Source organism: Massilia violaceinigra, assembly GCF_002752675.1.
GTDB classification, from domain to species: domain Bacteria; phylum Pseudomonadota; class Gammaproteobacteria; order Burkholderiales; family Burkholderiaceae_D; genus Telluria_A; species Telluria_A violaceinigra.
Genome location: NZ_CP024608.1, coordinates 1825496 through 1850490 on the forward strand (window position 1 = coordinate 1825496; position 24995 = coordinate 1850490).

Annotated in this window: 17 protein-coding genes; 13 read left to right on the forward strand and 4 right to left on the reverse strand. The window is 62.1% G+C overall.

The features are described from left to right. The 13 genes from xdhB (at position 1) to CR152_RS08285 (ending at position 20533) form a co-directional block, all read left to right on the forward strand. Positions 1 to 2337, forward strand: a complete 2337-nt coding sequence (xdhB, locus tag CR152_RS08225) for a xanthine dehydrogenase molybdopterin binding subunit (RefSeq protein WP_099874478.1) — start codon at positions 1 to 3, stop codon at positions 2335 to 2337. Next, entirely contained in the window at positions 2337 to 3338 is a 1002-nt protein-coding gene (gene xdhC, locus CR152_RS08230; protein WP_099874479.1) for a xanthine dehydrogenase accessory protein XdhC, read from the forward strand. The genes xdhB and xdhC overlap by 1 nt, the downstream gene beginning before the upstream one ends. Next, a complete protein-coding gene (gene guaD, locus CR152_RS08235) occupies positions 3338 to 4666 on the forward strand; it encodes a guanine deaminase (protein ID WP_099874480.1) in 1329 nt (442 codons plus the stop codon). The genes xdhC and guaD overlap by 1 nt, the downstream gene beginning before the upstream one ends. A gap of 61 nt (positions 4667 to 4727) precedes the next feature. After that, the gene (locus tag CR152_RS08240; protein WP_099874481.1) at positions 4728 to 6227 is read left to right on the forward strand and encodes an amidohydrolase family protein; all 1500 of its coding nucleotides are present in this window, start codon (positions 4728 to 4730) and stop codon (positions 6225 to 6227) included. Positions 6228 to 6931: 704 nt separating this feature from the next. Continuing rightward, positions 6932 to 10357, forward strand: a complete 3426-nt coding sequence (locus CR152_RS08245; RefSeq protein ID WP_099874482.1) for a TonB-dependent receptor — start codon at positions 6932 to 6934, stop codon at positions 10355 to 10357. A 160-nt stretch (positions 10358 to 10517) separates the two neighbouring features. Continuing rightward, positions 10518 to 12206 (forward strand): bifunctional metallophosphatase/5'-nucleotidase, encoded by a 1689-nt coding sequence (locus tag CR152_RS08250; protein WP_099874483.1) that lies wholly within the window; start codon positions 10518 to 10520, stop codon positions 12204 to 12206. Further along, on the forward strand, positions 12203 to 13423 hold the full coding sequence (locus CR152_RS08255; RefSeq protein WP_099874484.1) for a phospholipase D-like domain-containing protein: 1221 nt from the start codon (positions 12203 to 12205) through the stop codon (positions 13421 to 13423). The genes CR152_RS08250 and CR152_RS08255 overlap by 4 nt, the downstream gene beginning before the upstream one ends. Further along, a complete protein-coding gene (locus CR152_RS08260; RefSeq protein WP_099874485.1) occupies positions 13423 to 14475 on the forward strand; it encodes a S1/P1 nuclease in 1053 nt (350 codons plus the stop codon). Before CR152_RS08255 ends, CR152_RS08260 begins: the two co-directional genes overlap by 1 nt. Positions 14476 to 14575: 100 nt before the next feature. Next, positions 14576 to 15406 carry a MipA/OmpV family protein gene (locus CR152_RS08265; protein ID WP_099874486.1) on the forward strand — a complete coding sequence of 277 codons (831 nt, stop codon included), beginning with the start codon at positions 14576 to 14578 and terminating at the stop codon, positions 15404 to 15406. 234 nt (positions 15407 to 15640) lie between these two features. After that, the gene (locus tag CR152_RS08270) at positions 15641 to 17026 is read left to right on the forward strand and encodes an HlyD family secretion protein (RefSeq protein WP_157778385.1); all 1386 of its coding nucleotides are present in this window, start codon (positions 15641 to 15643) and stop codon (positions 17024 to 17026) included. Positions 17027 to 17047: 21 nt separating this feature from the next. Beyond that, the gene (locus tag CR152_RS08275; RefSeq protein ID WP_099874488.1) at positions 17048 to 19141 is read left to right on the forward strand and encodes a peptidase domain-containing ABC transporter; all 2094 of its coding nucleotides are present in this window, start codon (positions 17048 to 17050) and stop codon (positions 19139 to 19141) included. 197 nt (positions 19142 to 19338) lie between these two features. Continuing rightward, positions 19339 to 19545, forward strand: coding sequence for a hypothetical protein (locus CR152_RS08280; RefSeq protein WP_099874489.1), 207 nt, complete (start codon positions 19339 to 19341; stop codon positions 19543 to 19545). Positions 19546 to 19660: 115 nt separating this feature from the next. Next, a complete protein-coding gene (locus tag CR152_RS08285) occupies positions 19661 to 20533 on the forward strand; it encodes a CPBP family intramembrane glutamic endopeptidase (protein WP_157778386.1) in 873 nt (290 codons plus the stop codon). 1 nt (position 20534) lies between these two features. Here the strand turns inward: CR152_RS08285 and CR152_RS08290 are convergent, their stop codons facing one another. The 4 genes from CR152_RS08290 to CR152_RS08305 are packed head-to-tail and all read right to left on the reverse strand — an operon-like array spanning position 20535 to position 24986. Further along, positions 20535 to 21398, reverse strand: coding sequence for an alpha/beta hydrolase (locus CR152_RS08290; protein ID WP_099874491.1), 864 nt, complete (start codon positions 21396 to 21398; stop codon positions 20535 to 20537). A 7-nt stretch (positions 21399 to 21405) separates the two neighbouring features. After that, positions 21406 to 22374 carry an ABC transporter permease gene (locus CR152_RS08295; protein WP_099874492.1) on the reverse strand — a complete coding sequence of 323 codons (969 nt, stop codon included), beginning with the start codon at positions 22372 to 22374 and terminating at the stop codon, positions 21406 to 21408. 3 nt (positions 22375 to 22377) lie between these two features. Further along, positions 22378 to 23460, reverse strand: a complete 1083-nt coding sequence (locus tag CR152_RS08300; RefSeq protein ID WP_099874493.1) for an ABC transporter permease — start codon at positions 23458 to 23460, stop codon at positions 22378 to 22380. Continuing rightward, positions 23457 to 24986: an ABC transporter ATP-binding protein gene (locus CR152_RS08305; protein ID WP_099874494.1), complete on the reverse strand. Its 1530-nt coding sequence runs from the start codon at positions 24984 to 24986 to the stop codon at positions 23457 to 23459. The genes CR152_RS08300 and CR152_RS08305 overlap by 4 nt, the downstream gene beginning before the upstream one ends. Positions 24987 to 24995 lie beyond the last annotated feature (9 nt).

A 24995-nucleotide genomic window follows, 5' to 3' on the forward strand; every position in this document is an offset into this window, starting at 1 on the left:
ATGAACGACGCAGCTACCCCAGCGCTCAAAGCGGCGGCGTGGACCGGCGTGGGCGTTTCGCGCGCGCACGAATCGGCCGCGCTGCACGTGCTCGGCCAGGCCACCTATACCGACGACATTCCCGAAGTGCAGGGCACCCTGCACGCGGCGCTCGGTTTATCGAGCAAGGCGCACGCCAACATCACCGCCATCGACCTTGCCGCCGTGCGCGCCAGCGTGGGCGTGGTGGCGGTGCTGACGGTTGAGGACATCCCCGGCACCAACGACTGCGGTCCCATCATCCACGACGATCCGATCCTGGCCGATGGCCTGGTCATGTACGTCGGCCAGCCGATCTTCATCGTCGTCGCCGACACGCACGACCACGCGCGCCGCGCCGCGCGCCTTGCCAAGGTCACGTACGCGGAACTGCCCGCCATCCTGACGCCGCAAGCCGCCCGCGCCGCGCAATCGTACGTGCTGCCGCCGATGCTTCTCACGCGCGGCGACTACCAGGCCGCCTTCGAGAAGGCGCCGCGCTCGGTCAAGGGCGAGCTGTATGTGGGCGGACAGGAGCAGTTCTATCTGGAAGGGCAGATTTCGTACGCCATCCCCAAGGAAGACAAGGGCATGCTGGTGCTCTGCTCGACCCAGCACCCGAGCGAAATGCAGCACGTGGTGGCGCATGCGCTCGGCCTGCACTCGCATAACATCGTGGTCGAATGCCGGCGCATGGGCGGCGGCTTCGGCGGCAAGGAGTCGCAATCGGCGCTGTGGGCGGCCGCTTCCGCGATCGCCGCGTCCAAACTCAAGCGCCCGGTCAAGCTGCGCGCCGACCGCGACGACGACATGCTCGTCACCGGCAAGCGCCACTGCTTCCACTACGAATACGAAGTCGGCTACGACGACGAAGGCCGCATTGTCGCCGCCAAGGTCGACATGGTGACCCGTGCCGGCTATTCGGCCGACCTGTCGGGGCCAGTGGCCACGCGCGCGGTCTGCCATTTTGATAACACCTATTATTTGTCCGACGTCGACATCCGCGCGGCCTGCGGCAAGACCAATACGCAGTCCAATACCGCCTTCCGCGGCTTCGGCGGCCCGCAGGGGGCGATTGCCATCGAATACATCATCGATGAAATCGCGCGTGAGCTCGGGCGCGATGCGCTCGACATCCGGCGCATTAATTTCTATGGCCGCGACGAGCGCAACGTCACGCCGTACGGCCAGGTCGTGGTCGACAACGTGATCCACGCGCTGTCCGCCGAACTGGAAGAGACCAGCGAATACCGCGCGCGCCGCGCGGCCATTAGCGCCTTTAACGCCGCCAGCCCGGTGCTCAAGAAAGGACTGGCGCTCACGCCCGTCAAGTTCGGCATCGCTTTCAACGTCACGCACCTGAACCAGGCCGGCGCGCTGGTGCACGTGTACGTCGACGGGTCCATCATCGTCAATCACGGCGGCACCGAAATGGGGCAGGGCATCAACACCAAGGTCATGCAGGTCGTCGCGCATGAGCTGGGGGTGGACATCGTGAACGTGCGCGCCACCGCCACCGACACGAGCAAGGTATCGAACACCTCGGCCACGGCCGCATCGACCGGCGCCGATTTGAACGGCAAGGCGGCCCAGGACGCGGCACGCCAGATCCGTGAACGCTTGGCCGCCTACGCGGTCAAGCTGTATGGCGGCGAGGCGGGCGAGGTGGTGTTCGCCGGTGACACGGTGTTCGTCAACGGCCACGAAGTTGCCTTCCCGGTGCTGGTGCAAAAAGCCTACCTGGCGCGCGTGCAGTTGTGGTCCGACGGGTTTTACGCCACGCCCGGCCTGCACTGGGACCCGAAGACCATGAATGGCCGCCCATTCTCGTACTACGCTTACGGCGCGGCCGTGGCCGAAGTGGTGGTCGATACCCTTACCGGCGAATGGAAACTGCTGCGCGCCGACGCGCTGTACGACGCCGGCAAGTCGCTCAACCCGGCCATCGATATCGGCCAGGTCGAAGGCGCCTTTATCCAGGGCATGGGCTGGCTCACCACCGAGGAGCTGTGGTGGAACCCGGCCGGCAAGCTGATGACGCATGCGCCGTCGACCTACAAGATTCCGGGCGTATCCGACTGCCCGGAAGACTTCCGGGTGCGCCTGTTCGACAACCGTAACGTCGAAGACAGCATCCACCGCTCCAAGGCCGTGGGCGAGCCGCCGCTGCTGCTGCCGTTTTCGGTGTTCTTCGCGATCCGCGATGCGATTTCCAGCGTCGGCGGGCACAAGGTCAATCCTCCGCTGAACGCCCCGGCCACCAGCGAAGAAATCCTTAAATCCATTTCCGCTGTCGAAGCGGCGCTCAAGGCGGCGTGATGGACGACTGGCTCAGTGCCACCGGTCCAGCCGTGCTGGTGACCGTGGCCATCGTCGAAGGTTCCGGTCCGCGCGAGTGCGGCGCCAAGATGCTGGTCGACGCGACCCGTGTATTTGACACCATCGGCGGCGGCCACCTTGAACACCGCGCCATCGAGACCGCGCGCGCCATGCTGGCAGGCGCCCGCCCGCGCCACTTCGAACGCTATGCGCTCGGTCCCAGCCTGGGCCAGTGCTGCGGCGGCGTGGTGCACCTGGCGTTCGAGCTGCTTGATGCAACGCAGGCTGCGCTGCTCGGGCAGCGGCGCCAGGACGATAGCTGGCGCGTGGTCGCCATCGACGGCGCGCCGGACAGCGCGCTGTTCGATGGCGATGGCCGCTGGCTGCTTGGAGCCCGCCCACCCGTGTTCGCGCGCGACCGCGGCGCCTACGTGATGCAGGAGCCGGACGGGCGGCGCTGGCTGGTCGACCCGGTGTTCGCTCCGCGCGCGCACCTGGTGCTGTTCGGCGCCGGCCACGTGGGCACGGCCATCGTGCGCGCACTGGCGCACCTGCCGTGCAACGTCACCTGGGTCGACGAACGCGACGCCATGTTCCCCCAACAGGTGCCGGCCAACGTCACCATCGAAGCATCCGATGTGCCCGAGGCGCTGGTCGCCGCGGCGCCAGCCGGTGCCAGTTACCTTGTCATGACGCACAGCCACGCGCTCGACCAGCGCCTGACCGAAGCGATCATGGCACGAGCCGATGTGGGCTGGTTCGGCCTGATCGGATCGAAGACCAAACGCCGCCAGTTCGAGCACCGCCTGCGCGCGCGCGGCGTGGACGCGGCGCGCATCGACGCCATGGTCTGCCCGATCGGGCTGGTCGGGATCACCAACAAAGCGCCGGCGGTCATCGCTGCTTCCGTCTGCGCGCAATTACTGACCGTGTGGGAAGCCATGCAAAGGACGCCCCAAGCGTCCCGGCAAGCCACGGCCGCAATCACCGAAAGAGTCTGATGTCTACCGTACCGCCAACCACCGTGCAAGCCTACCGAGCCAGCTTGCTGCATTTTCACGCCGACCCGGCCTTCAACCCGGATGCCTGCCTGTGGCACGAAGATGGGCTGCTGATCGTCGCCGACGGTAAAGTCAGCGCGGCCGGCGACTACGCGCAGCTGTTTCCGACGCTGCCGGCCGGCGCGCTGGTGATCGATTACCGTGGCAAGGTGATCATGCCGGGCTTTATCGACACCCACCTGCATTTCCCGCAGACCGACATGATCGCCTCGCCGGCGCCTGGCCTGTTGCCGTGGCTGGAGACGTACACCTTCCCGACCGAGCGCCAGTTCGGCGACCCGGCGCACGCGCGCGAAGTGGCCGACTTTTTCCTCGACGAGCTGCTGCGCTGCGGGACCACCACGGCCATGGTGTACTGCACCGTGCACCGCGAATCGGTCGACGCGTTTTTCGAGGCCAGCGCAGCGCGCAACCTGCGCATGGCGGCGGGGAAGGTGCTGATGGACCGCAATTGCCCCGAATTTTTGCGCGATACGGCGGAAAGCGGGGCCCGCGACAGCGAGGACCTGATCAAAAAGTGGCACAACAAGGGCCGTGCGATGTACGCGATCACCCCGCGCTTCGCGCCCACCTCCACCGAGGCGCAATTGCGGATGACGGGCGAGCTGGCGGCGGCCTATCCGGACACGTTCATCCAGACCCACGTGTCGGAGAACGCGGACGAGTGCAGCTGGGTCAAGTCGCTGTTTCCGGACGCGCGCAGCTATCTGGACGTGTACGACCACTATGGGCTGATGCGCGAGCGCGCCATGTTCGGCCACTGCATCTGGCTCGACGACCGCGATTTCGAGCGCATGGCCGAAACCGGGTCGGCGGCGGCGATCTGCCCGACCTCCAACTTCTTCCTCGGCAGCGGCTTGTTCGATTTTGAAAAGGCCGACGCGGCGCGGGTATCGCTGTCGCTGGCGACCGACGTGGGGGCGGGGACTTCCTTCTCCATGTTGCAAACTATGAATGAAGCCTATAAAGTAGCGCGACTGAAAGGCAGCTACCTGCCGGCCGCGCGCATGTTTTACCTGGCGACGCTGGGCGCGGCGCGCAGCATGCAACTCGAAGGGACCATCGGCAGTTTCGTGGCGGGGGCGGAGGCCGATTTCATCGTGCTCGATCCGAAAGCGACGCCGTTGCTGGCGCGCCGCACGGAGCGCTGCAATAATCTCGAGGAGCTGCTGTTCGCGCTGGCGCTGCTGGGCGACGACCGGTGCGTGGGTGCGACCTATGCGGCCGGGCGAAAGGTGCATGAGCGCGCGAGTACGACGCAAGCGTAAATACCGCTCCGTCGCTCCCGCCTGCGCGGGAGCGACGGATACTAATCGAGAGAAGAAATCCATGATCCGTAAAACGAGCAGCCTGTTGATCGCCCTGGCGCTGGCCGCCAGCGCACACGGCGCCGCGCCGACCGCCAAATCCAAGGCCAACGAAGCGGCCACCGCGCGCCATCTGGCGGGCCTGATCGCCGGCGCCGAGCCGAAACTGTCCGAACTGACCCTGTTCTTCTCGCAGATGCCCAAGGGCGCCGACCTGCACCACCATTACTCCGGCGCCCTCTACGCCGAACAATACGTCGACTTCCTCGACAAGCAGGGCCTGTGCGTCAACAAGCAGACCTACCGCATCGAGACCAGCAAAGCCGTGATCGATGCCCAGCGCGCGCTCCCCGCCGCCGAGCGCACCTGCCTCTCTTCCGCCGAGGTGCTGGCCGACGACTTCACCTACCGCGAGCTGCTGCAGCGCTGGTCGAGCAAGGACTTCGACAACCACGGCGCGATCCAGCCGCCGCCGGACCGCCAGTTCTTCCAGACCTTCGGCTTCTTTGGCCCGGTGTCGAACGCCAATTACAACGAAGGCTTGCTGGAGCTGAAAAAGCGCGCCATCGCCGAAAACGTCGGCTACATCGAAACCATGTTCAAGCTCGCGCCCATGACGGGCAACGCCGATGCCGACAGCGCCATGTGGAAAGCCGGCGACGACGCCGCGCTCACCGCCGCCATGCGCGCCTGGATGGAGACGCTGGAAAAAGACCCGACCTTCAAGCAGAACCTGGCCGACTACGTCGAGCGCATCAAGACCAACCATGCCAACATCGACGACGAGCAGTTCACGATGCGCTACCAGGCGTACGTTCTGCGCCTGCTCAATCCCTCGCTGGTGTTCTCGTCGATGCTGGCCGGCTTCAAGGCCGCCAGCCAGAGCGAGTTGATCGTCGGCGTCAACATCGTCGGCCAGGAAAGCCTGGCGCCGTCGATGCGCGACTACGCGCTGCACATGAAGATGTTCCGCTTCCTGAAAACCCAGTATCCGAAGGTGAAGCTGTCGCTGCACGCGGGCGAGCTGGCGCTGGGCGACGTGCCGCCGGAAGGGCTCAAGTTCCACATCGACCAGGCCCTGAACGTGGCCGGCGCCGACCGCATCGGCCACGGCATCGACCTGGCGCACGAGTCGAATGCGACCGGGATCATGAAGACCATGCGCGACAAGGACATTCCGGTCGAGATCAACCTGACCAGCAATGCCTTCATCTCCGGCATCAAAGGCGCCAACCATCCGGTGACCTTGTACCGCAAATTCGGCGTGCCGTATGTGATTTCGACCGACGACGCCGGCGTCACGCGTCACAACCTGTCGCAGGAATACACGCTGTTCGCCAGCCGCTACCAGCCGTCGTACGCCGAAATCAAGAAGGTCTCGTACAACGGCGTGCGCTACGCTTTCCTGCCGGAGCAGGAAAAGCAGCGCCTGACGCGCCAGCTCGACGAGCGCTTCGCGCGCTTCGAGGCGCAGGTGGCCTCCTGGCCAGCCGCCGCCAGCGCCACCCCACGCGCGCGCTGAGCTGTTCCGCCCCGTCGTTTCCGCCACTGGCAGGAACGATGGGGGCGCCGCCCCGGCCCGCCCGGTCTGGCACATCCCCAATTCTGCCGTTTCCCCGCTCCCACCTCCCAAACGCTGCACAACTTCACTCGCGCCACCTTGCGCGGCACCAAACATCCCTTCGTTTGTTGTAAAAAATGATTTACGGAATGGAAAGTCTGTGGCCGTCCTGCTACACATTTGCGTGTCCGGGCAAACGTTTGTCGAAAATCCATATGAAAGGATTTCACCTTGGAAGGGACGATTTATAATCCGCCAAGGCAAGAAGCCCGGAAAAATGCCTCCCTCAGTCGATCTAGCACTACTTTATGCATGAATTTATATGATCGATATATAAATGAATAAACGAAATGGTATTTGTCAGCCGCGCGCGCGCTGCTGCATAGTTGGCTGAGGATGTTTACGGAAACATGAATATTGCCTGTTGCTCCATGGTCATGGTGGTGACACATTCAGCAAGTAGACTTGCGCGCTGCGCAGGAACACGCCGCGGTCGGGCGCTCTCGCTCGACGGGCACGACGGATGACAATCAAGACGGCTTCGCTTTATTTGACAGGCTTTTCGTGGTGGCGCCACAAGCGCCGCCAGCGCAGATTTGCAACAAAGTACAGAGGGAAAGCTTCACGGCTTTCCACCATAACATGTCTTTTTTTGGGATTACACAATGATCAAACATAATCGGATGCAGGTCACCAAGCTGGCGCTGGCGCTATCGATCGCGCTGGCGACCTTGCCGGCCATGGCGCAGAACACCACGTCGGCCATCGGCGGACGCATTTCCGCCGCCGACGGCAAGCCTGCCAGCGGCGCGACCGTATCCATCGTCCACGCAGAATCCGGTTCCGTCAGCAATGTCGTTACCGACGGCGAGGGGCGCTACGTTGCGCGCGGCCTGCGTTCGGGCGGTCCGTACACGATCATCGTCACCAAAGACGGCATCACCGAAAAACGCGAAAACGTCTTCATCCAGCTGGCCGAGACCGCGTCCGTCGACGCCACCTTGGGCGCACCAATGCAGACCGTGACCATCGCCGGTTCGGCTGCCCGCTCCGAGAAGTTCTCGAAATCGAACATGGGCGCCGGCACCAGCATCGGTTCGGCCGAAATCGCCACCCAGGCATCGATCCAGCGCAATCTGCAAGACTACGCCCGTGCCGACCCGCGCGTGGCCCAGACCGACAAGGAACGCGGCGAAATCTCCGTGGCCGGCCAGAACTCGCGCTACAACTCGCTGACCATCGACGGCGTGGCCGTCAACGATACCTTCGGCCTGGAATCGAACGGCAGCCCGACCGCCAAGCAGCCGATCTCGATCGAAGCGATCCAGACCGTGCAGGTCAACGTCGCCAACTACGACGTCACGCAAAAAGGCTACACCGGCGGCAACATCAACGCCGTCACCAAGTCCGGCACCAACACCGTCAAGGGCAGCCTCTACTACGTGTTCCGTAACGACAAGATGTCCGGCGACCGCTACAACAACGCCAACGACAGCTATTACGCGCCGCCATCGTCCAAGGACACCACCGCCGGCTTTACGCTGGGCGGCCCGCTGATCCAGGACAAGCTGTTCATTTTCGCTAACTACGAGAAGCTCGAATCGAGCCGTTCGGCGCCGGCCTTCGGCCCGTTGGGCAGCTCGCTGACCAACGTCGGCATCACCCCGTCCCTGATCTCCGCGGCCCAGGGCATCGCCAAGAACCAGTACGGCATCGAGCCCGGCACCACCGATGTGCCGAGCGGCGCCAAGCTGAACGTGGAAGATGCGCTGGTGAAGGTCGACTGGAACATCAACGACGACCACCGCGCAATGTTCCGCTACGCGAAGACGTCGCAGTCCGAGCCGCAATTTGCCGGCATTTCGGCAACCGGCCTGTCGCTCAATTCGCAATGGTACGCGCAGGACAAGACGATCGAAACCTTCGTCGCCCAGCTGACGTCGGACTGGAGCCCGAACTTCTCGACCGAATTCAAACTGTCGCAGCGCGACTATGACAGCGTGCCGACCCTGAACTCGCGCCTCCCGGCGATCAGCCTGTCGATGACCGGGCGTAATCCGGATGGTACGCCGGCAACCGTGCCGACCACCAACCGTTCGCTGAGCTTCGGCACCGACAGCAGCCGTCACCGCAACATTCTCGCCACCAAGACCGACGACGTCTATCTGGGCGCGAACTGGGGCCTGGGCGACCACGAAGTCAAGTTCGGCACCGACTACAGCAACAACACGATCTACAACGCTTTCCAGCAAAACATTTTCGGCAACTATTCGTTCAACTGCCAGAACAGCAGCGCGGCCTGGACCTACAGCTTCGGCGCGATCACTTGCGCCAGCGCGACGCCGGCCCAGGTTGAACAAGCCATCCTGGAAAACTTCGCCAAAGGCCGTCCGAACTCGTACCAGGTGCAGGTCGCCGCTCCTGGCGTGAACCTGAACGATGCCGTCGCCAACTTCTCGCTGAAGAACTACGGCGCTTTTGTGCAGGATACCTGGACCATCAGCCCACGCCTGACGGTCAGCGCCGGCGTGCGTCTCGATGCTGCCCGCATCAGCGACCGTCCGCTGCGCAACAATGCCGTCGCCGCACCTAAGATCGAAGGCAATGTTGCCACCGGCCTGCGCGAAAAGGGTGGCTATGGCATGGACAACACCAACACCTTCGACGGCCAGAATCTGATACAGCCGCGTTTCGGCATCAACTACAACTTCGACACCGCCCGCAAGATGCAAATCCGTGGTGGCGCCGGCCTGTTCCAGGGTAACGCTGCCGCGGTATGGCTGTCGAACCCGTTCTCGAACCCTGGCGTGGCAACCACGACCGTCGGTTGCGGCACAGGTAACTTCGCGGCGTGCGGCGGCGCCAGCATCTTCAACGCCAATCCGGACCAGCAGAAAACCAGCTTCGGCGGCAGCGCTGCCATGCCGGCGGCCAACGTCGACATCCTGGCGCAAGGCTTGCGTCAGCCATCGGTCTGGAAAGCCAACATTGCGTTCGACATGGAATTGCCATGGTACGGCCTGGTCTTCGGTGCCGAGTACCTGCACGTCAAGTCCAAGGACGCCATCTTCTATCAGAACTTGAACCTCGGTGCCGCAACGCGCCAGGGCAGCGATGGCCGTTCCCTGTACTACACCAGCCAGGGTTACAATTCCGCGTGCTGGGGCGCGACCGGCAACGCGATCACCAGCGGCCCCGCCTGCGCTGGTTTCCGTTCCAAGGCACTGAGCAACGAATCGTTCGCCAACGTGCTGCTGGCGCAAAAAACCGACCAGGGCGGCAGCGGCATGGCGACCCTGTCGCTGAGCCGTCCGATGACGTCGGGCCTGGCCTGGTCGATGGCGTACACCTACACCGACTCCAAGGAAGTGTCGCCACTGACCTCGTCGACCTCGAACTCGAACTTCACCGGCCGTTCGATCTTCAACCCGAATGAAGAAGTCAACGCCAATTCGAGCTACCTGGTCAAGAACCGCGTCAACGCCATCGTCAACTTCCAGAAGAGTTTCTTCGGTGCGTACAAGACCCGCTTCGGCATGTTCTACGAAGGCCGTTCGGGCAAGCCCTACAGCTGGACCGTCAACAACGACTTGAACGGCGACGGTTCCGGTGGTAACGACCTGATGTACATCCCGTCGGCGCCAGGTTCGGGCCAGGTGGTGTTTGCAGGCGACACGGCAACGAGCCACGCCAACGAAGACAAGTTCTGGGGCGTCGTCAACAGCAACAGCGTGCTGAAAAATGCCGCTGGCGGCGTGGTTGGCCGTAACACGGACTTCTCGCCATGGAGCAACAGCTTCGACATGCGTATCGCCCAGGAACTGCCGGGTCTGTTCGCCAAGAACAAGGCCGTGTTCAGCCTCGACTTCTTCAACTTCGGCAACTTGCTGAACAAGAAATGGGGCCGTATCAATGAAGTCGGCTTCCAGAGCGCGGGCGCCCAGGCGCGCAGCTTCGTCGACTACGTCGGTCTCGACGCGAACGGCAAGTACATCTACAAAGTACGCGACAACGTCGAATCGCTCGACGTTCGCCAGACCAAGGGCGAGTCGCAGTGGGCCATTCAAGCGACGGTCAAGTACGAATTCTGATGCCTCGCTAGCGTAGTTTGAAGAGCGGCCGGTGGCGACACTGGCCGTTTTTTTTCGTCCCGCCCGTGCGTGATTTTTTGCCTTGATCGATACATTCCCGATACATATTAGAGGGCGTGGCGTCCGCTGCGGCGCGCGCTCTTCGGTTATCCTATTACCTATGAAACTATTCTCAAGGCCCCTCTGCGCCGCGCTCGCCGCGGCCTTCCTGTCGGCGGGCTGCGCCACGCGCCCGACGGCCCCGATCGAGATCAACGTGGTTGCCCTGAACGACTTCCACGGCCACCTCGACTCCACCAAATTCCAGTACCACAGCATCCACGCCAGCGGCCAGCAGACCGCGCAGGCCGGCGGCATCGACACCATCGCCGCCGCCGTCCAGGCCTGGCGCAAGGAAGACAAGGACCTGCTCTTCGTCGGGGCCGGCGACCTCATTGGCGCGTCCCCCGCCATGTCGTCGATGTGGGCCGATGAACCGGCGTTGGAGGCGCTGACCTTGGCGGGCATGCGCATCTCCTCGGTCGGCAATCACGAATTCGACAACGGCCGCGCCGAACTGCTGCGCCAGCAGCGGGGCGGTTGCGACTCGGTACGTCCCGAAAAAGCCTGCCAGTTCACCAAAGACTTCCGCGGCGCCGGCTTCACTTACCTGGCCGCCAACGTGATCGACGACGCCACCGGCAAGCCGTTTCTGCCGGCCTACCGGATCGAAGACGTCAAGGGTGTCAAGGTCGGCCTGATCGGCGCCGTGCTGCGCAACACCGCATCGGTGGTGCTGGCCTCGGGCATCGTCGGCTTGACGTTCGAGGACGAAGCCACGGCGATCAACCGCGTCATCCCCGCCATGCGCGCGCAGGGCGCACAGGTGTTCGTGGTGCTGATTCACGAGGGCGGACACACGCCGGAACCGTTCGACAAGCCCGATTGCAGCGACCTGAAAGGCCCGATCGTCGACATCGTCAAAAAGCTCGATCCGGCGATTCGCGTGATCGTCAGCGGCCACTCGCACACGGGCTTTCAGTGCAAGGTCGATGGCCGCGTGGTGACCCAGGGCGAGATGGGCGGCCATGTGCTGTCGCGCATCAAGATGATGGTCGACCCGGCCAGCGGCGCGGTGGGCGACATCGGGGTGCGCAATGTGGTGATGAAAGCGGGCCAGTATCCGCCGGATGCGCGCGTGTCGGCCTACCTCAAGCAAGCCAGGGAGCGCAGCGAGGCGGCGCTGGCGCGGCCGGTGGCGCGCGTGGCCATCCGTTCGATCAACCGCAAGGAAAGCGCCGCCGGCGAAACCGTGCTCGGTGGCCTGATCGCCGACGCCGTGCTGGCGGCCACCAAATCGCAGGGTGTGCAGATCGGCTTCATGAACATGGGCGGCATGCGCCAGGACCTCGATGTGGGCGCCAGTCTCACCGCCACCTACGGCGACGTGCAGATCGTGCTCCCGTTCGGGAATACGATCGTGGCGATGGATATGACCGGTGCCCAGATCCGCGCGCTGCTCGAGCAGCAGTGGGCGCGTCCGGGTGCGAGCAGTGTCTCGGTGCTGCAGGTATCGGAGGGCTTCAGCTACCGCTGGAACCCGGCCGCGCCGCCCGGCCAGCGCGTCATCCGCGACAGCGTCACTTTGAACGGCAAGGTGCTGGACGATGCCGCCGTGGTGCGCGTGGCGGGCAATAACTTCCTGGCCGAAGGCGGCGACAGCTTCCCGGCATTCGCCGCCGCGACCAACAAGCGCGATACGCAGATCCGCGATATCGACGCCGTGGTCCAGTTCATGATCAGGCAGGACAAGGCGGGCAAACCGGTGGGCGCGGCCACGCCGGCCGGCCGCATCGGGACCGTGCAATGACGCCGCTTCGCCGTGCGCTGGCCGCGCTGCTTGCGCTGGTCCTGGGGCCGCAGGCGCAGGCCGGGTTTTCCATCCCCGGCTATGAACTGGTGCACACCGCGCCGGTGGAGACCACGCTCGTCAACGCCGACCTGCGCAGCAGCGCGACGGTCTGGTCGCAGCTGTTCGACGAGGCGCGCAGCGAGATCGTGATCGGCCAGTTCTATGCCATCAGCAAGGCCGGCACGCCGTTCGATAAGGTGGTGGAGCGGTTGGAGGCGGCCGGGGCGCGCGGCGTGAAGATCCGCTTTTTGCTCGACAAGAAGGGCATCGGCCTGTCCGATCCGGCCACCCTGGAGCGGTTGCGCAAGATTCCCAACCTGGACATGCGCGTGCTCGATTACGCGCAGCTGACCGGCACCGGCATCATTCACGCCAAGTACATCGCGGTGGACAAAAAATCGGCCTTTATCGGCAGCCAGAACTTCGATTGGCGCGCTTTTACCCATATCCAGGAGACAGGCCTCCTGATCACCGATGCCGCGATGGTGGCGCAGGTGCGGGCCGTGTTCGAGCGTGACTGGCAGGCGCAGTCGCTGCTGGCGTCCAACCTGGCGGTTCCGCGCGCCGTTGCTGTCGCGGTACCGGTGGCCGCGCAGGCCGCGCAGCTGGTCGCCAGTCCGGCGGCCTTCAATCCGTCCGGCGTGGCCGATTCCGAGGTGGTGCTGCCGGCCTTGCTGGCCGACGCCAGGACCGAGGTGCGCATCCAGCTGCTCGACTACGCGCCGCTCGGCTACGGGCCTGACAGCACGCGCCCGTACTACGGCGTGATCGACAACGCGGTGCGCGCGGCGGCTGGGCGCGGGGTGAAGATCAAGCTGATGGTCTCGAACTGGAGCACCGACCAGCCGGGCATCGCCTACCTGAAAAGCCTGGCGCTGCTGCCGAATGTGGAGGTGCGCATCGTCACCTTGCCGCTTGCCGCGAGCGGACCGATTCCGTTCGCGCGCGTTATCCACAGCAAGACCATGACGATCGACGGCAAGCTGGCCTGGGTCGGCACCAGCAACTGGGCCGGCGGCTACTTCGACAAGTCGCGCAACCTCGAAGTCGTGCTGCGCAACGAGAAGATGGCGCAGCGCCTTGGCGCGCTGCACGAGCAGACGTGGAGTTCCTCGTACGCCCAGCCGATCGACATCGGCAAAGACTATCCAAAACCGAACAAGGGAAACGAATAATGAAAAAACTGGCATGTGTACTGGCGCTGTCCGGCGCCTTCGTCTCGGTGGACGCGCTGGCGTGGGGCGCCGAGGGGCACCGCGCGGTCGGCGCCATCGCAGAAAAACTGATCAAGGGCAGCAACGCCGAAAAGCAGGTCGCGGCCTTGCTGCTGCCGGGCGAAAGCCTCGAATCGATCACGGTGTGGGCCGACAGCGCCAAAGGCGGCGCCGGCTACACGCCGCCGACGCCGGAAATGAACGCCTACACGGCGGTCAATCCGCGCCACAACGAATACCACTACACCGACATTCCGTTCCAGAACGAGCACTATCACGATGGTGCGGTGGGCACGGCCGATGTCGACATCGTGCAAACGCTCAAGCAGGCTATCGCTGTCTTGCAGGGCAAGACCGATCCGGCGCTCAATCCGCACAAGCTGACCAAGCGCCAGGCGCTGCTGCTGGTGGCGCACATGACCGGCGACATTCACCAGCCGCTGCACGTGGGCGCGGCGTTCGTCGGCAAGGATGGCAAGTTCGTGGTGCCGAAGAAGCATGAGGATATCGATAGCCTCAACATCTACGACTCGCGCGGCGGCAACAGCCTGCTGCTCGACGACGACAAGCTGACATCCCTGAGCGCGGGCCTGATTCCCGGCGAAGCCAAGCCGCTGCCGCCTGGCGCGCAAAAATGGACGACCAGGCCGTTCCACGCGTACTGGGACAGCACCGTGGTCGATTATGCGATGCGCCGCATCAGCACCAAGACGCCGGAGCAGTTCGCGCAAAAGGTCATCGACGGCAAACCGGTGGTGGCGATGAATACGGGCGACGCCACCAGCTGGCCGTACCAATGGGCGGACGATGCGCTGGCTGCGTCCAAGCTGGCCTATTCGGACGTCACGCCGGGCGCGATCGGCAAGCAGGTGAACCGCAAGGGCGAGACGTATTACACCTTCGGGCTGGAGATGGGATCGAACTACCCGGTGCCCAGTTCCGCGCTCGCCAAGACGCAGCTGATCAAAGGCGGTTACCATCTGGCGTCGCTGCTGAAAACCATTTGGCCGTAAGCGCCGTAATCCGGTCATTCACAGCCTCTACCTCGTCGTCCCCGCGCCAAGGCGTCACTCGGCGGGGACCCAAGTTCGCAACGCCACCTCGGACATCCGCATGAAACTCGCCGTCACCATCGCTGCCATACTGCTCGCATTTCCGATCATCGCCTGCGCTGTACCCGCCGAAAACAAACCCCTGCCATTATGGGAAGCCGGCGTCCTTGGCGGCTTCGCCTCGACGCCCGCCTATCCCGGCTCGGCCGACCGCTCGACGCGCGGCTTGCTGCTGCCGTTCCTGATCTACCGTGGCAAGGTGTTCCGCGCCGACCAATCCGGCATCGGCGCGCGCCTGGTCAAGCGCGAGGCGGTCGAACTCGATGTGGGTCTGGCGGCTTCGCTGCCGGCCCGCTCCGACGACGTGGCCGCGCGCGCCGGCATGCCCAACCTGGGCACCTTGCTCGAATTCGGGCCGCGCCTGAAGGTGCGCATCGCCGAGCCGAGCGCGTCGAGCCGCGTACGCCTCGACATCCCGCTGCGCGCCGTGATCGAAGCGCGCGCCGGCGTGCGCACGCAAGGCTTCACGTTCGAGCCGAAGGTGGTGTACGAGATGCGCAGCGCCGACGGCCTGTGGACCTTCGATGCCAACGCCGGCGTGGTCATCGGCGACAAGAAGGTGAACCGCTATTTTTACGAAGTGCAGCCGCAATATGCCACCTCCACGCGGCCTGGCTATCGGGCCGACGCGGGGCTGATGTTGACACGGGTGGGCGCAAGCGCGTCGCGCATGATCAATGAGGACGTGCGCGTGTTCGGCTTCATGCGGCTTGAGAGTTATGCGGGTGCCGCCAACGAAGACAGTCCGCTGATGAAGAAGAAAACCGGCGCGTCGGCCGGCGTGGCCTTTGCCTGGACCCTGGGCCGTTCGACGCGCCTTGCCGGCGACTGACCCGTTTTGCCAGCGCTGCCGCTCCGCAGGGGCAGCGCGATGACGGTGCGATGGTGCGACCACCGTTTTGTTCTACCGCAAGCTGACATTCATTGAATAGATTGTCGGGAAAACTTACGTTAAGTCATTAGCTAAGATTTCATGTTCGATAGGCTGTGAGACTCCGTTTCTTCACGCAAACCGCGCCGCTGCACTGCGGCGCGCGCTGCCTACCGTGAAATGAGAGCTTGCCCAATGTCGAACATTTGTCAGAACACGCTCAATAGCGCCTCGCCAGAGGCACCGCAGGCCGCCCCACCCGAACAACCTTCCGCCGTTAACGACTCGTTCTTCCGCAAGGAGGTGGCGCAAGCGCACGTCAATCAATGGATGGGTGCGATCCGGCTCGCGCAGCCGATGTCGGTCCGAATCGTTGCATGTGTTGCTTTGGCTATTGCGCTGTGTGTTCTTGCATACATTTTCTTCGGCACCGTGACCAGAAAAGCGCGGGTGACAGGCATGACCTTGCCTGCTGGCGGAAGCTTGACGATCGCCGCGATGAACCCGGGAATTCTTACCCGAAGTTTCGTGACCGAAGGTCAGGCTGTTATCGCCGGGCAGCCGCTGTTCGAGGTGTCGACCGAACGCCAGGGAAGCAATGGAGAAATTTCCATGCTGGTGGCTCAACAGTTAACGATCCAGAAAAACACGCTGGCGTCCGAGCGCCGCACCCGGATGGCTCAGCATCGCGATAAGGCAACCGCAATCGATGAACGTTTGTTGAACGTCAATGCGGAGACGCTGGAATTAGAGCAGGAAATCGCGTTAGCGCAGCGGCGCCTCGAACTTGCCAAGTCGAGCCTTGCCAAGTACGAAACCTTGCAGGGCAGTGGATTCGTATCCGCAGCACAGACGCAGCAAAAGCAAGAAGAACTGATCGATCTTGGCGCGCGGGTGAGTACGCTCACCAGAGCAAAGCTGCAGCTGCAAGCGAGCCGGCTGAACCTGGCTTCGGAACGCACCGCCAGTGTGGGCGAGCTGGACAACACGATGAGCCAGTTGCAGCGTTCGGAGGCCAGCATCGACAAGGAAATCGCCGAAAATCACAGTCGAAAAACCAGTCTGATACTCGCACCGCAGGCAGGGGTGGTGGCGACGATTACTTACCGTTCCGGGCAGGCGGTCGCTGCCGCTCAATCCCTGGCGGTGCTGATACCTCAGGCGAACGGCAAGGAACACGGTGAGCTATTGGAGGTCCAGCTGTATGCGCCAAGCCGGATGATGGGTTTTGTCGCGGCCGGCCAGACGGTCTTGATACGTTATCAGGCCTATCCCTATCAGAAATTCGGCCTGCATCGCGGACGCATTGTCGATATCAGCAAGGCGCCGTTTGCGCCGAATGATCTTCCCCCGCATCTGGCCAGCACGATTCTCAGTCATGCCCAGCAAAGCGCCCCGGGCGGGAACAGCAGCGAGGCCTTGTTTCGAATCCGGGTGCAGTTGTCGCGCCAGAATGTCGATGTCTACGGCGTGGCGCAACCGCTGCGTGCCGGTATGACGCTGGAAGCGGACATCGTGCAAGACCGGCGACGCATCTGGGAATGGATCGCGGCGCCCTTGCTGGCGGCCGCGCAGCGTTAAATCAATCTGAGGGAGCCGGAGATGAAAGCCGTTCTACAGACCGAATCGAGCGAATGCGGGCTGGCTTGCCTTGCCATGGTGGCCAGCCATTTCGGTAGTCATATGGACCTTGCGGATTTACGCCGGCGCTTTTCTATCAGTCTCAAAGGCGCGAGCCTGGCTCAATTAATGCGACACGCGGGCTCCATGCATCTTGCGTCGCGGCCCTTAAGACTGGCGCTGGACGAGTTGGGCGCCTTGAAGTGTCCGTGCATATTGCATTGGAATCTGAATCACTTCGTCGTCCTGAAGAAGATCAAGCGCAGCTTGCGCGGCACCACGACCGTCGTCATTCTCGATCCGGCCGTTGGAGAACGAATCCTCACAATGGCCGAGGTGTCGGAGCATTTTACCGGGGTCGCACTGGAACTGATGCCGACTGCGGAATTCGAGCAGAAAGACGCCACCCGTAGGATGTCGATCAAGCAGCTGACCGGACCGGTTGTCGGATTGCGCCGGGCGTTATTGCAAGTATTTGCGCTGGCACTTGCGCTGGAAGTGTTCGCGCTTGTTTCGCCGCTATTCAATCAGTACGTGATCGATGAGGTGATCGTCAGCGGCGATCACCAATTGCTGCAGATATTGGTGGTCGGCTTTGCTCTCCTGCTGGTGACGCAGACGCTGATCGGCATTGCGCGCAGCATGGTGTTGATGAGATGGAGTATCGACGTTGGCCTGCAATGGTCGGCCCGTGTGTTTTCCCATCTGATCAGCCTGCCTACGGTGTTTTTTGAAAAACGCCACCTGGGCGACGTGCTGTCCCGTTTCGGCAGCATTACCGCGATCCAGCAGACATTGACCAGGGTGTTTGTGGAAAGCGTGCTGGATGGTTTGATGGCGCTGCTGGCGTTGGGAATGATGTTGATGTACAGCGCGGAGCTCACGCTGATCGTCGCCATCAGCGTCGCGTTATATGGCGCATTGCGGTGGATTTTTTATGAGCCGCTCAGAATCGCATCGCAGGAACGCCTGATCCTCGCCGCGAAGGAAAATACGCATTTTGTGGAAACCGTGCGTGCCATTGTTCCCCTCAAATTATTCGGGCGGGATGCCGAGCGCAAGGCGCGCTGGCAAAACCTCAAGCAGGATGTCGTCAACCGCGATGCCAGGACCGAAAAACTCACCATCCTGATCAAGGCCACGAACAGTACGATCATCGGCTTGCAAGGCCTGATCGTTTTCTACATCGGGGCGGGGCTGGTGCTGCGAAACGCGTTGACGGTGGGAATGCTGATGGCATTCATCAGTTACACAGCGACATTCGCAGGCCGCATGGTCAGCCTCGTGGACATGCTGATCAGCCTGAAGATGCTCGGGCTGCATGCAGAGCGGCTGTCCGATATCGTTCTGGAGCCGGCGGAGCCCACGACCATGTGGGAAAGCGATTTAAGCCGGATTTCTCCCAGCATCACCCTGCGCGATGTGAAGTTTCGCTATGCAGACGGTGAGCCCTGGATTCTGGACGGCGTGAATCTGCACATACCGGCGGGGCAGAGCGTTGCGTTGGTCGGTCCAAGCGGATGCGGCAAGACGACGATGTGCAAGATCCTTCTCGGCTTACTCGCGCCCACCGAAGGGGAGGTGATGATCGATGGAATTCCGATTCAGCAGCTTGGCCTGCAGGCGTATCGACAATTGGTCGGCACGGTCATGCAGGATGACGTGCTCCTGGCAGGTTCCATCATCGACAACATCAGTTTCTTCGACAGCAAATGCGAGTATGCCGATGTGGAGCGGTGCGCGCGGCTGGCGGCGGTGCATGACGAAATTGCTTCGATGCCGATGGGGTATCAAACCTTGGTGGGAGATATGGGTAGCAGTTTGTCCGGCGGGCAGAAACAACGCATTCTACTGGCCCGGGCGCTTTACAAATCTCCCAAAGTGCTGGCATTGGATGAAGCTACCAGTCACCTCGATATTCAAAACGAACAGCTCGTGAATGCGGCGTTGAGCAGCATGGCGCTGACACGCATCATGGTGGCGCACCGGCCGGAAACGATTAATTCGGCGGATCGGGTTGTTGGTTTGTGTGCAGGCAGAGAAGTTGAATTGCGTCCGGCAATTTTCTCCCAATAATTGGTTTACGATTAAATGCTTGGTTTGCGTTTCGATAATGTCTAGATTGCCAGTATCCGTGATAATAATTGCAAGTAAGCGAGATTGGAAAATGGCTCGTCTTATTATTCGCGTCGGTCGACTCTCATCAGTCCGCGTGCCGGCCTGGATTCAATCGCACACTTCGGTGCGATTGAAACATATAGCAAGGAGTAGTCATGCAAATAATCGAAAATTCTGCAATTCTCGAGGCAATTGGCGGTAGCGGTAAAGAAGATATGAAATGCGAAATATCGACTGAAAAAATTGGTTGCGAAGCTAGCTTCCAACAATTTCTTGAACTAAGCTTCGAAGCCTTTGATGAAGTTCAGAGATGGGGCGGTAACTTGGGTCGTTGGCTGTATGACCGGATCCAGGGTGATTGATCAATTAGCTTTATATCGCTGAATCGGAAGCCCGATGACAGAAGTGGCGAAGCACGTATATTGTCGGGCTTCGTCACATAAACCCAGATTACGATTTCAGTACAAAGGTGGCAGAATGTTGAATAATTTCAGTACGCTCCCAAATTCCCTGGTTCGACCAGCGCCAATCAAAATCCATGAAGTCATATTTATTTGGGTTTGCGTAATGCTCGTGTGGGACTATATCGTGGGCACCTATGGGGAAGGTATTACGAATTCCATCTATCTGAAATTTGTTGGCATCGCATTGACGATGATCTATTTTAGTAAACGCTTCCTTCAACGAGAGAATCTGAATTTTACTCAATTCATGGGGGCTGGCTTCTCAGTTCGGGCTCTAGCCGAATTGGTCGCTGTGCTCTTTGCAAGCGTAGTCATCGGGATTGGGTGCTGGGCTGTCCTGGTTTTTTTGAGTGCAAAAATCGATATCGATTGGGCATATCGTCACTGGCATTTTGCCAAGCCTTCAACGTTTGATAACACAACCTGGCTGCCGAGCTGGCTGGTCCTTCAAGCAATTACCATTGTCGTGTTAGGTCCCGTTGTCGAAGAAATTGTTTTTCGCGGATTTATATTGCGTCGCCTATGTGAGAAGTATCGATTGAGTGTCGCGATCGTCGTATCATCATTGATGTTCGGGATTGTTCACTTCGATCAAGGATTTTTAGGCAGTTTTGTGAATGGAATTATTTACGCAATTGTTGCGGTCAGGTTCGCTTCATTATATGCGCCCATTTTCGTACATGGCGGCTATAACGCGATCACCTTTTTCATCGAAAGAATGTACGGCGTGTCGTTGGTCGCCGAAAAGTCGCGGATTGATTCAATCGACTACTGGCTGCCAGAACTAGCGCTACTGCCGTTTTGCTTGATCGCCTTGGTTTGGTATTGGAAAATGTTTTTTCGTACCAATGAAGTAACATCGCCAGCGCTGGTACAGCGTGGCTGAGTTATTTGATGCCTCTGAGGTGCAGCGCCATGAACTGGCCGATCCGTGCTTCATACTCGCGCGTCGCCACACCATGAAAGTCGGTATGCGCCGCCCCGGGCACGATCCAAAGCTGCTTTGGTTCGGGCACGGCGGCGTATATGCGGCGCGTCTCGGCCTCGCTCGTATGCTGATCCTTTTCTCCGCCGACAACCAGGGTAGGGCAGGCCAGCGTGCTTACAGCGTCGATCGGCCGTAACTGGTCCAAAGTCAGATCCAGCCGCAGCGGCACCTGCCATAGCAACAGTGGCGCCAGGCCAACGCCCGCGCTTCCCAGATGCAGGCGCAGGCGATTCTCGATGGCTTCCTCAATCGTCGGATACATCGCCTCGATCACCAGCGCATCGATCCCGCGTCCGGGTTTCGACAGCACCACGGCAGCAGCGCCGAGCGACACGCCGATCACGCCGATCCGTTCATCGGGCTGTTCGCGCTTGAGGTAAGCCAGCGCGGCACGCACGCCATCGGCCTCGCGCACGCCGAAGCTGATGCGCGCACCCGCGCTTTCGCCGTGCGCCTGCTGGTCGATCAGCAGCACGCCATACCCCAGTCGCGACAGAAAGCGCGCGCGCCCCAGCATATGCAGGCGGTTGCCGCGCACGCCGTGCAGCAGCAGAACCACGCCAGCGCCCGGCGTGCCACGCGCCATCCAGCCCCGGACCGGGCCGGCGGCGGTAGAAACAGTAACGGAGGAAGCGGGGAAGTCCGGCGGCGCGGCACCGATCTGGCGCCGCGCGGGAGCACTGAGATATTCGCCGGCGCCGAACAGCGCGGCGAATCCCACCAAAAGCAGACAGGCGAAGGCGATCAGGCCGCGCTTCGCCATTGCGGGTTTAACGCGACTTGACGAACGGCTTGCCGATCGCTTTCGGCGCCACCGATTTGGCCATCAGACCGGCCAGCACGATCACGGTCACCACGTACGGCACCATCTGGATCAGCGAGCCCGGAATGCGCCCGATGCCCGGCAGGTCGACGCCTTCGATCTGGATCTGCACGGCGCTGAAGAAGCCGAACATCATGCAGCCGAGCGCCGTGTACATCGGCCGCCAGTTACCGAACACCAGCGCGGTCAGCGCCAGATAGCCTGCCCCGGCCGACATGTCGCGCAGGAAGAAGCCACTCTGCACGATCGCCAGGTAAGCACCCGAGAACGAGCACAGGATGCCCGCCACCAGCATCGCCATATAGCGCGTGGTGGCGACACTGACGCCGGCCGCATCAGCCGCGTGCGGATTCTCGCCACAGGCGCGCAGGCGCAGGCCGAAGCGGCTGTGGTAAATCACCCAGTGCACCAGCGGGATCAGCGCGAACGCCAGGTACACCAGCGCCGAATGGCCGCCGATCACGTGCCCGTAGAACCAGCCGATGAAGGGAATTCCCGCCAGCGCCTCGGTACCCGGCAAGACGATATCGAACAGGCGCGCCTGGCCCAGGTCCGGCGTGCGGCCGCCCTGCTGGTAGAAGAACTGGGCCAGCACGAAGGTCAGGCCGCTCATGGCGATGTTGATCGCAATGCCGCCCACCAGCTGGTTGCCCTTCTGGGTGATGCTGACGTAACCCTGCAGCAGCGCCAGTGCGGCCGATACCGCCACGCCGGCGGCCACGCCGTACCAGGCGTTCTGCGTGGTGAAGGCGACAGCGGCCGAGACGAACGCGCTGGCGAGGATTTTGCCCTCTAACGCAATGTCGACCACGCCGCTGCGTTCGGCGAACAGGCCGGCCATCGCGGCAAAAATCAGAACTGGCGCATTGCGGATCGTGGAAACGACAATGCTCGATAAATGGAGGTCTTCAAACATGGCTTATCCTTTGCGAATGTTAAGCAGCTTCAGGACAGCGGGCGCATACAGATTTTCCATCGCGCCGCAGAACAGAATGATCAGCCCCTGGATGAAAATGAAGGTCTCCTGCGGGATGTTCGGTTTTTCCAGCGACAGGTCGAAACCGCCCTGGATCAGTGCGCCGAACAGGACGCTCGACAGGAAAATACCGACCGGGTGCTGGCGCCCCATCAGCGCAATCGCGATGCCGATAAAGCCCGCGCCGGCCGGGAAGTTCAGGCTCAGGTAGTGGGTCGAACCCATGATCGAATTGACCGCGCCCAGACCTGCCAGCGCGCCCGAAATGAGCATCGCCACGATGATCATGCGGCTGATCGACACCCCCGCATAATGCGCCGCGCTTTGATTCAGGCCGGTGGCGCGCAGCTTGTAGCCCCACGAGGAACGCCACACCATCACGCCGTAAATGGCCAGGGCGGCAATCGCGATCAGGAAGCTGACGTTGAGCGGCGTGTCGCCCAGGATGGGGAACCATTCGTTCAGGCGCGGCATGGCGCCGGCTTCCGAGAACACGCGGCTGGCCGGATTTTGCTGGCCTTCCGGTATCAGGTACTTGACGATGATGAAGTTCATCAGACTGGCGGCGATGAAGTTGAACATGATCGTCGTCACCACCACATGGCTGCCGCGCTTGGCCTGCAGATAGCCGGGCAGCCATGCCCAGGCCGCGCCGAATACCGCGCTGCCCAGCATCGCCGCCGGAATCAGCAGCCAGGCGGGCAGCGAGTGGTCGAGCGTGAGCATGACCACGGTCAGTCCCAGGCCGCCCACGTACAACTGGCCTTCGCTGCCGATGTTGAACAGCCCGGCCTTCATGGCGATCGATACCGACAGGCCGGTAAAGATGAAGGTACTGGCGTAGAACAGCGTGTAGCTCAACCCCTCGGGATTGATCACCGCGCTGTCGATCAGGATGCGCAGCGACTCGCTCGGGCTTTCGCCCAGCAGATGGATCACCAGCGCGGCCACCAGCAATGCCGAGAGCAGGTTCAGTACAGGCAGGACAAACGCGCTTGCCCAGCGTGGGAGTTCGGTCGTTTTCATGTTTTGTGCATCCCGCCCATCAGCAGCCCGATGCGGGTTGTGTCGAATTCTTCAATCTTGAGTTCACCGGTAATGCGTCCGCCGGACATGACGATGATGCGGTCGGCCAGCGCCCGCACTTCTTCCAGTTCCACCGACACCAGCAGGATCGCCACGCCTTCGTCGCGCATCTTGAGCAGCTGCGTGTGGATGCTTTCGATGGTGCCGATGTCGACCCCGCGGGTCGGCTGGCCGACTAGCATCAGCTTCGGTTTGGCCGACACTTCGCGCGCGATCACCACTTTTTGCTGGTTACCGCCCGAGAGCAGGCCAATGCGCAGCTCCGGATTGGCCGGACGCACGTCGAAGGCCTTGAGCAGGTCGCCGCAGCGCGCCGCGATGGCCTTGAAGTCGAACAGGCCCCAGCGGTTGCAAACCCGGTCCTGGTAGCCGAACACGGTGTTCTGCATGACCGAAAAATCCTTGATCACGCCGTCGCGCAGGCGGTCTTCCGGCACGTGGCCGATGCCCAGCTTGCGGAACGTGGCCGGCAAGCCGTCGGCGTCCGAGCGTTTGGCGTAGGGCAGTTCGGTGCCGAGGAAGGCAACCTTGCCGCCGCTCGGCAGGCGCATGCCCGACAGGATTTGCATCAATTCGCTTTGGCCGTTGCCCGACACGCCGGCAATCGCCACGATTTCGCCCGCGCGCAGGGTGAAGTCGATATCGGCCAGCAGGCGCACGCCTGCGGCATCCTGCAACTGCAGGCCGGCCACTTCCAGCACGGCGGGGCCGGGGTTGTACGGTGCGCGCGGCAGCTCACCCTGGATCGGGCGGCCCACCATCATGTTCGCCAGTTCTTCCTTCGACGTCGTCGCGGTCTGCACCGCGCCCGCCACGCGCCCGGCGCGCATCACGGTCACCTGGTCGGTGATCTCCATGATTTCGCCCAGCTTGTGGGTGATCAAAACGATGGTCTTGCCCTGTTCCTTGAACAGACGCAGGATCTCGAACAGCGACGCGGTTTCCTGCGCCGTCAGCACGGCGGTCGGCTCGTCCAGGATCAGGATGTTGGCGCTGCGGTAGATCTGCTTGAGGATCTCGACGCGCTGCTGCGCGCCGACCGACAGGTCTTCGATCTTGGCCAGCGGGTCGACATCGAGCCGGTAGCGGGTGCAGATCTCGCGCAGCTTCGCTTCGGTCGCGGCGCGGTGCGATGCGAGCTTGAAGCCGCCTTCGGTGCCCAGCATGACGTTGTCGAGTACCGTGAAATTCTCGACCAGCATGAAGTGCTGGTGCACCATGCCGATACCGAGGGCGATCGCCTGTTGGCTGGTGCGGATGTCCTGCGCCTGGCCGTCGATCAGCAGCGCACCGCTGTCGGCATTGTAGTAGCCGTACAGGATGCTCATGAGGGTCGACTTGCCGGCGCCGTTCTCGCCGATCACGCCATGGATCGAGCCCTTGGCGATGGAGAAGCTGACGTCGGCGTTCGCCTGCACGGCCCCGAAGGCTTTGCAGATATTGCGAAATTCTACAGCTGGCTGCATAGCGGTCAG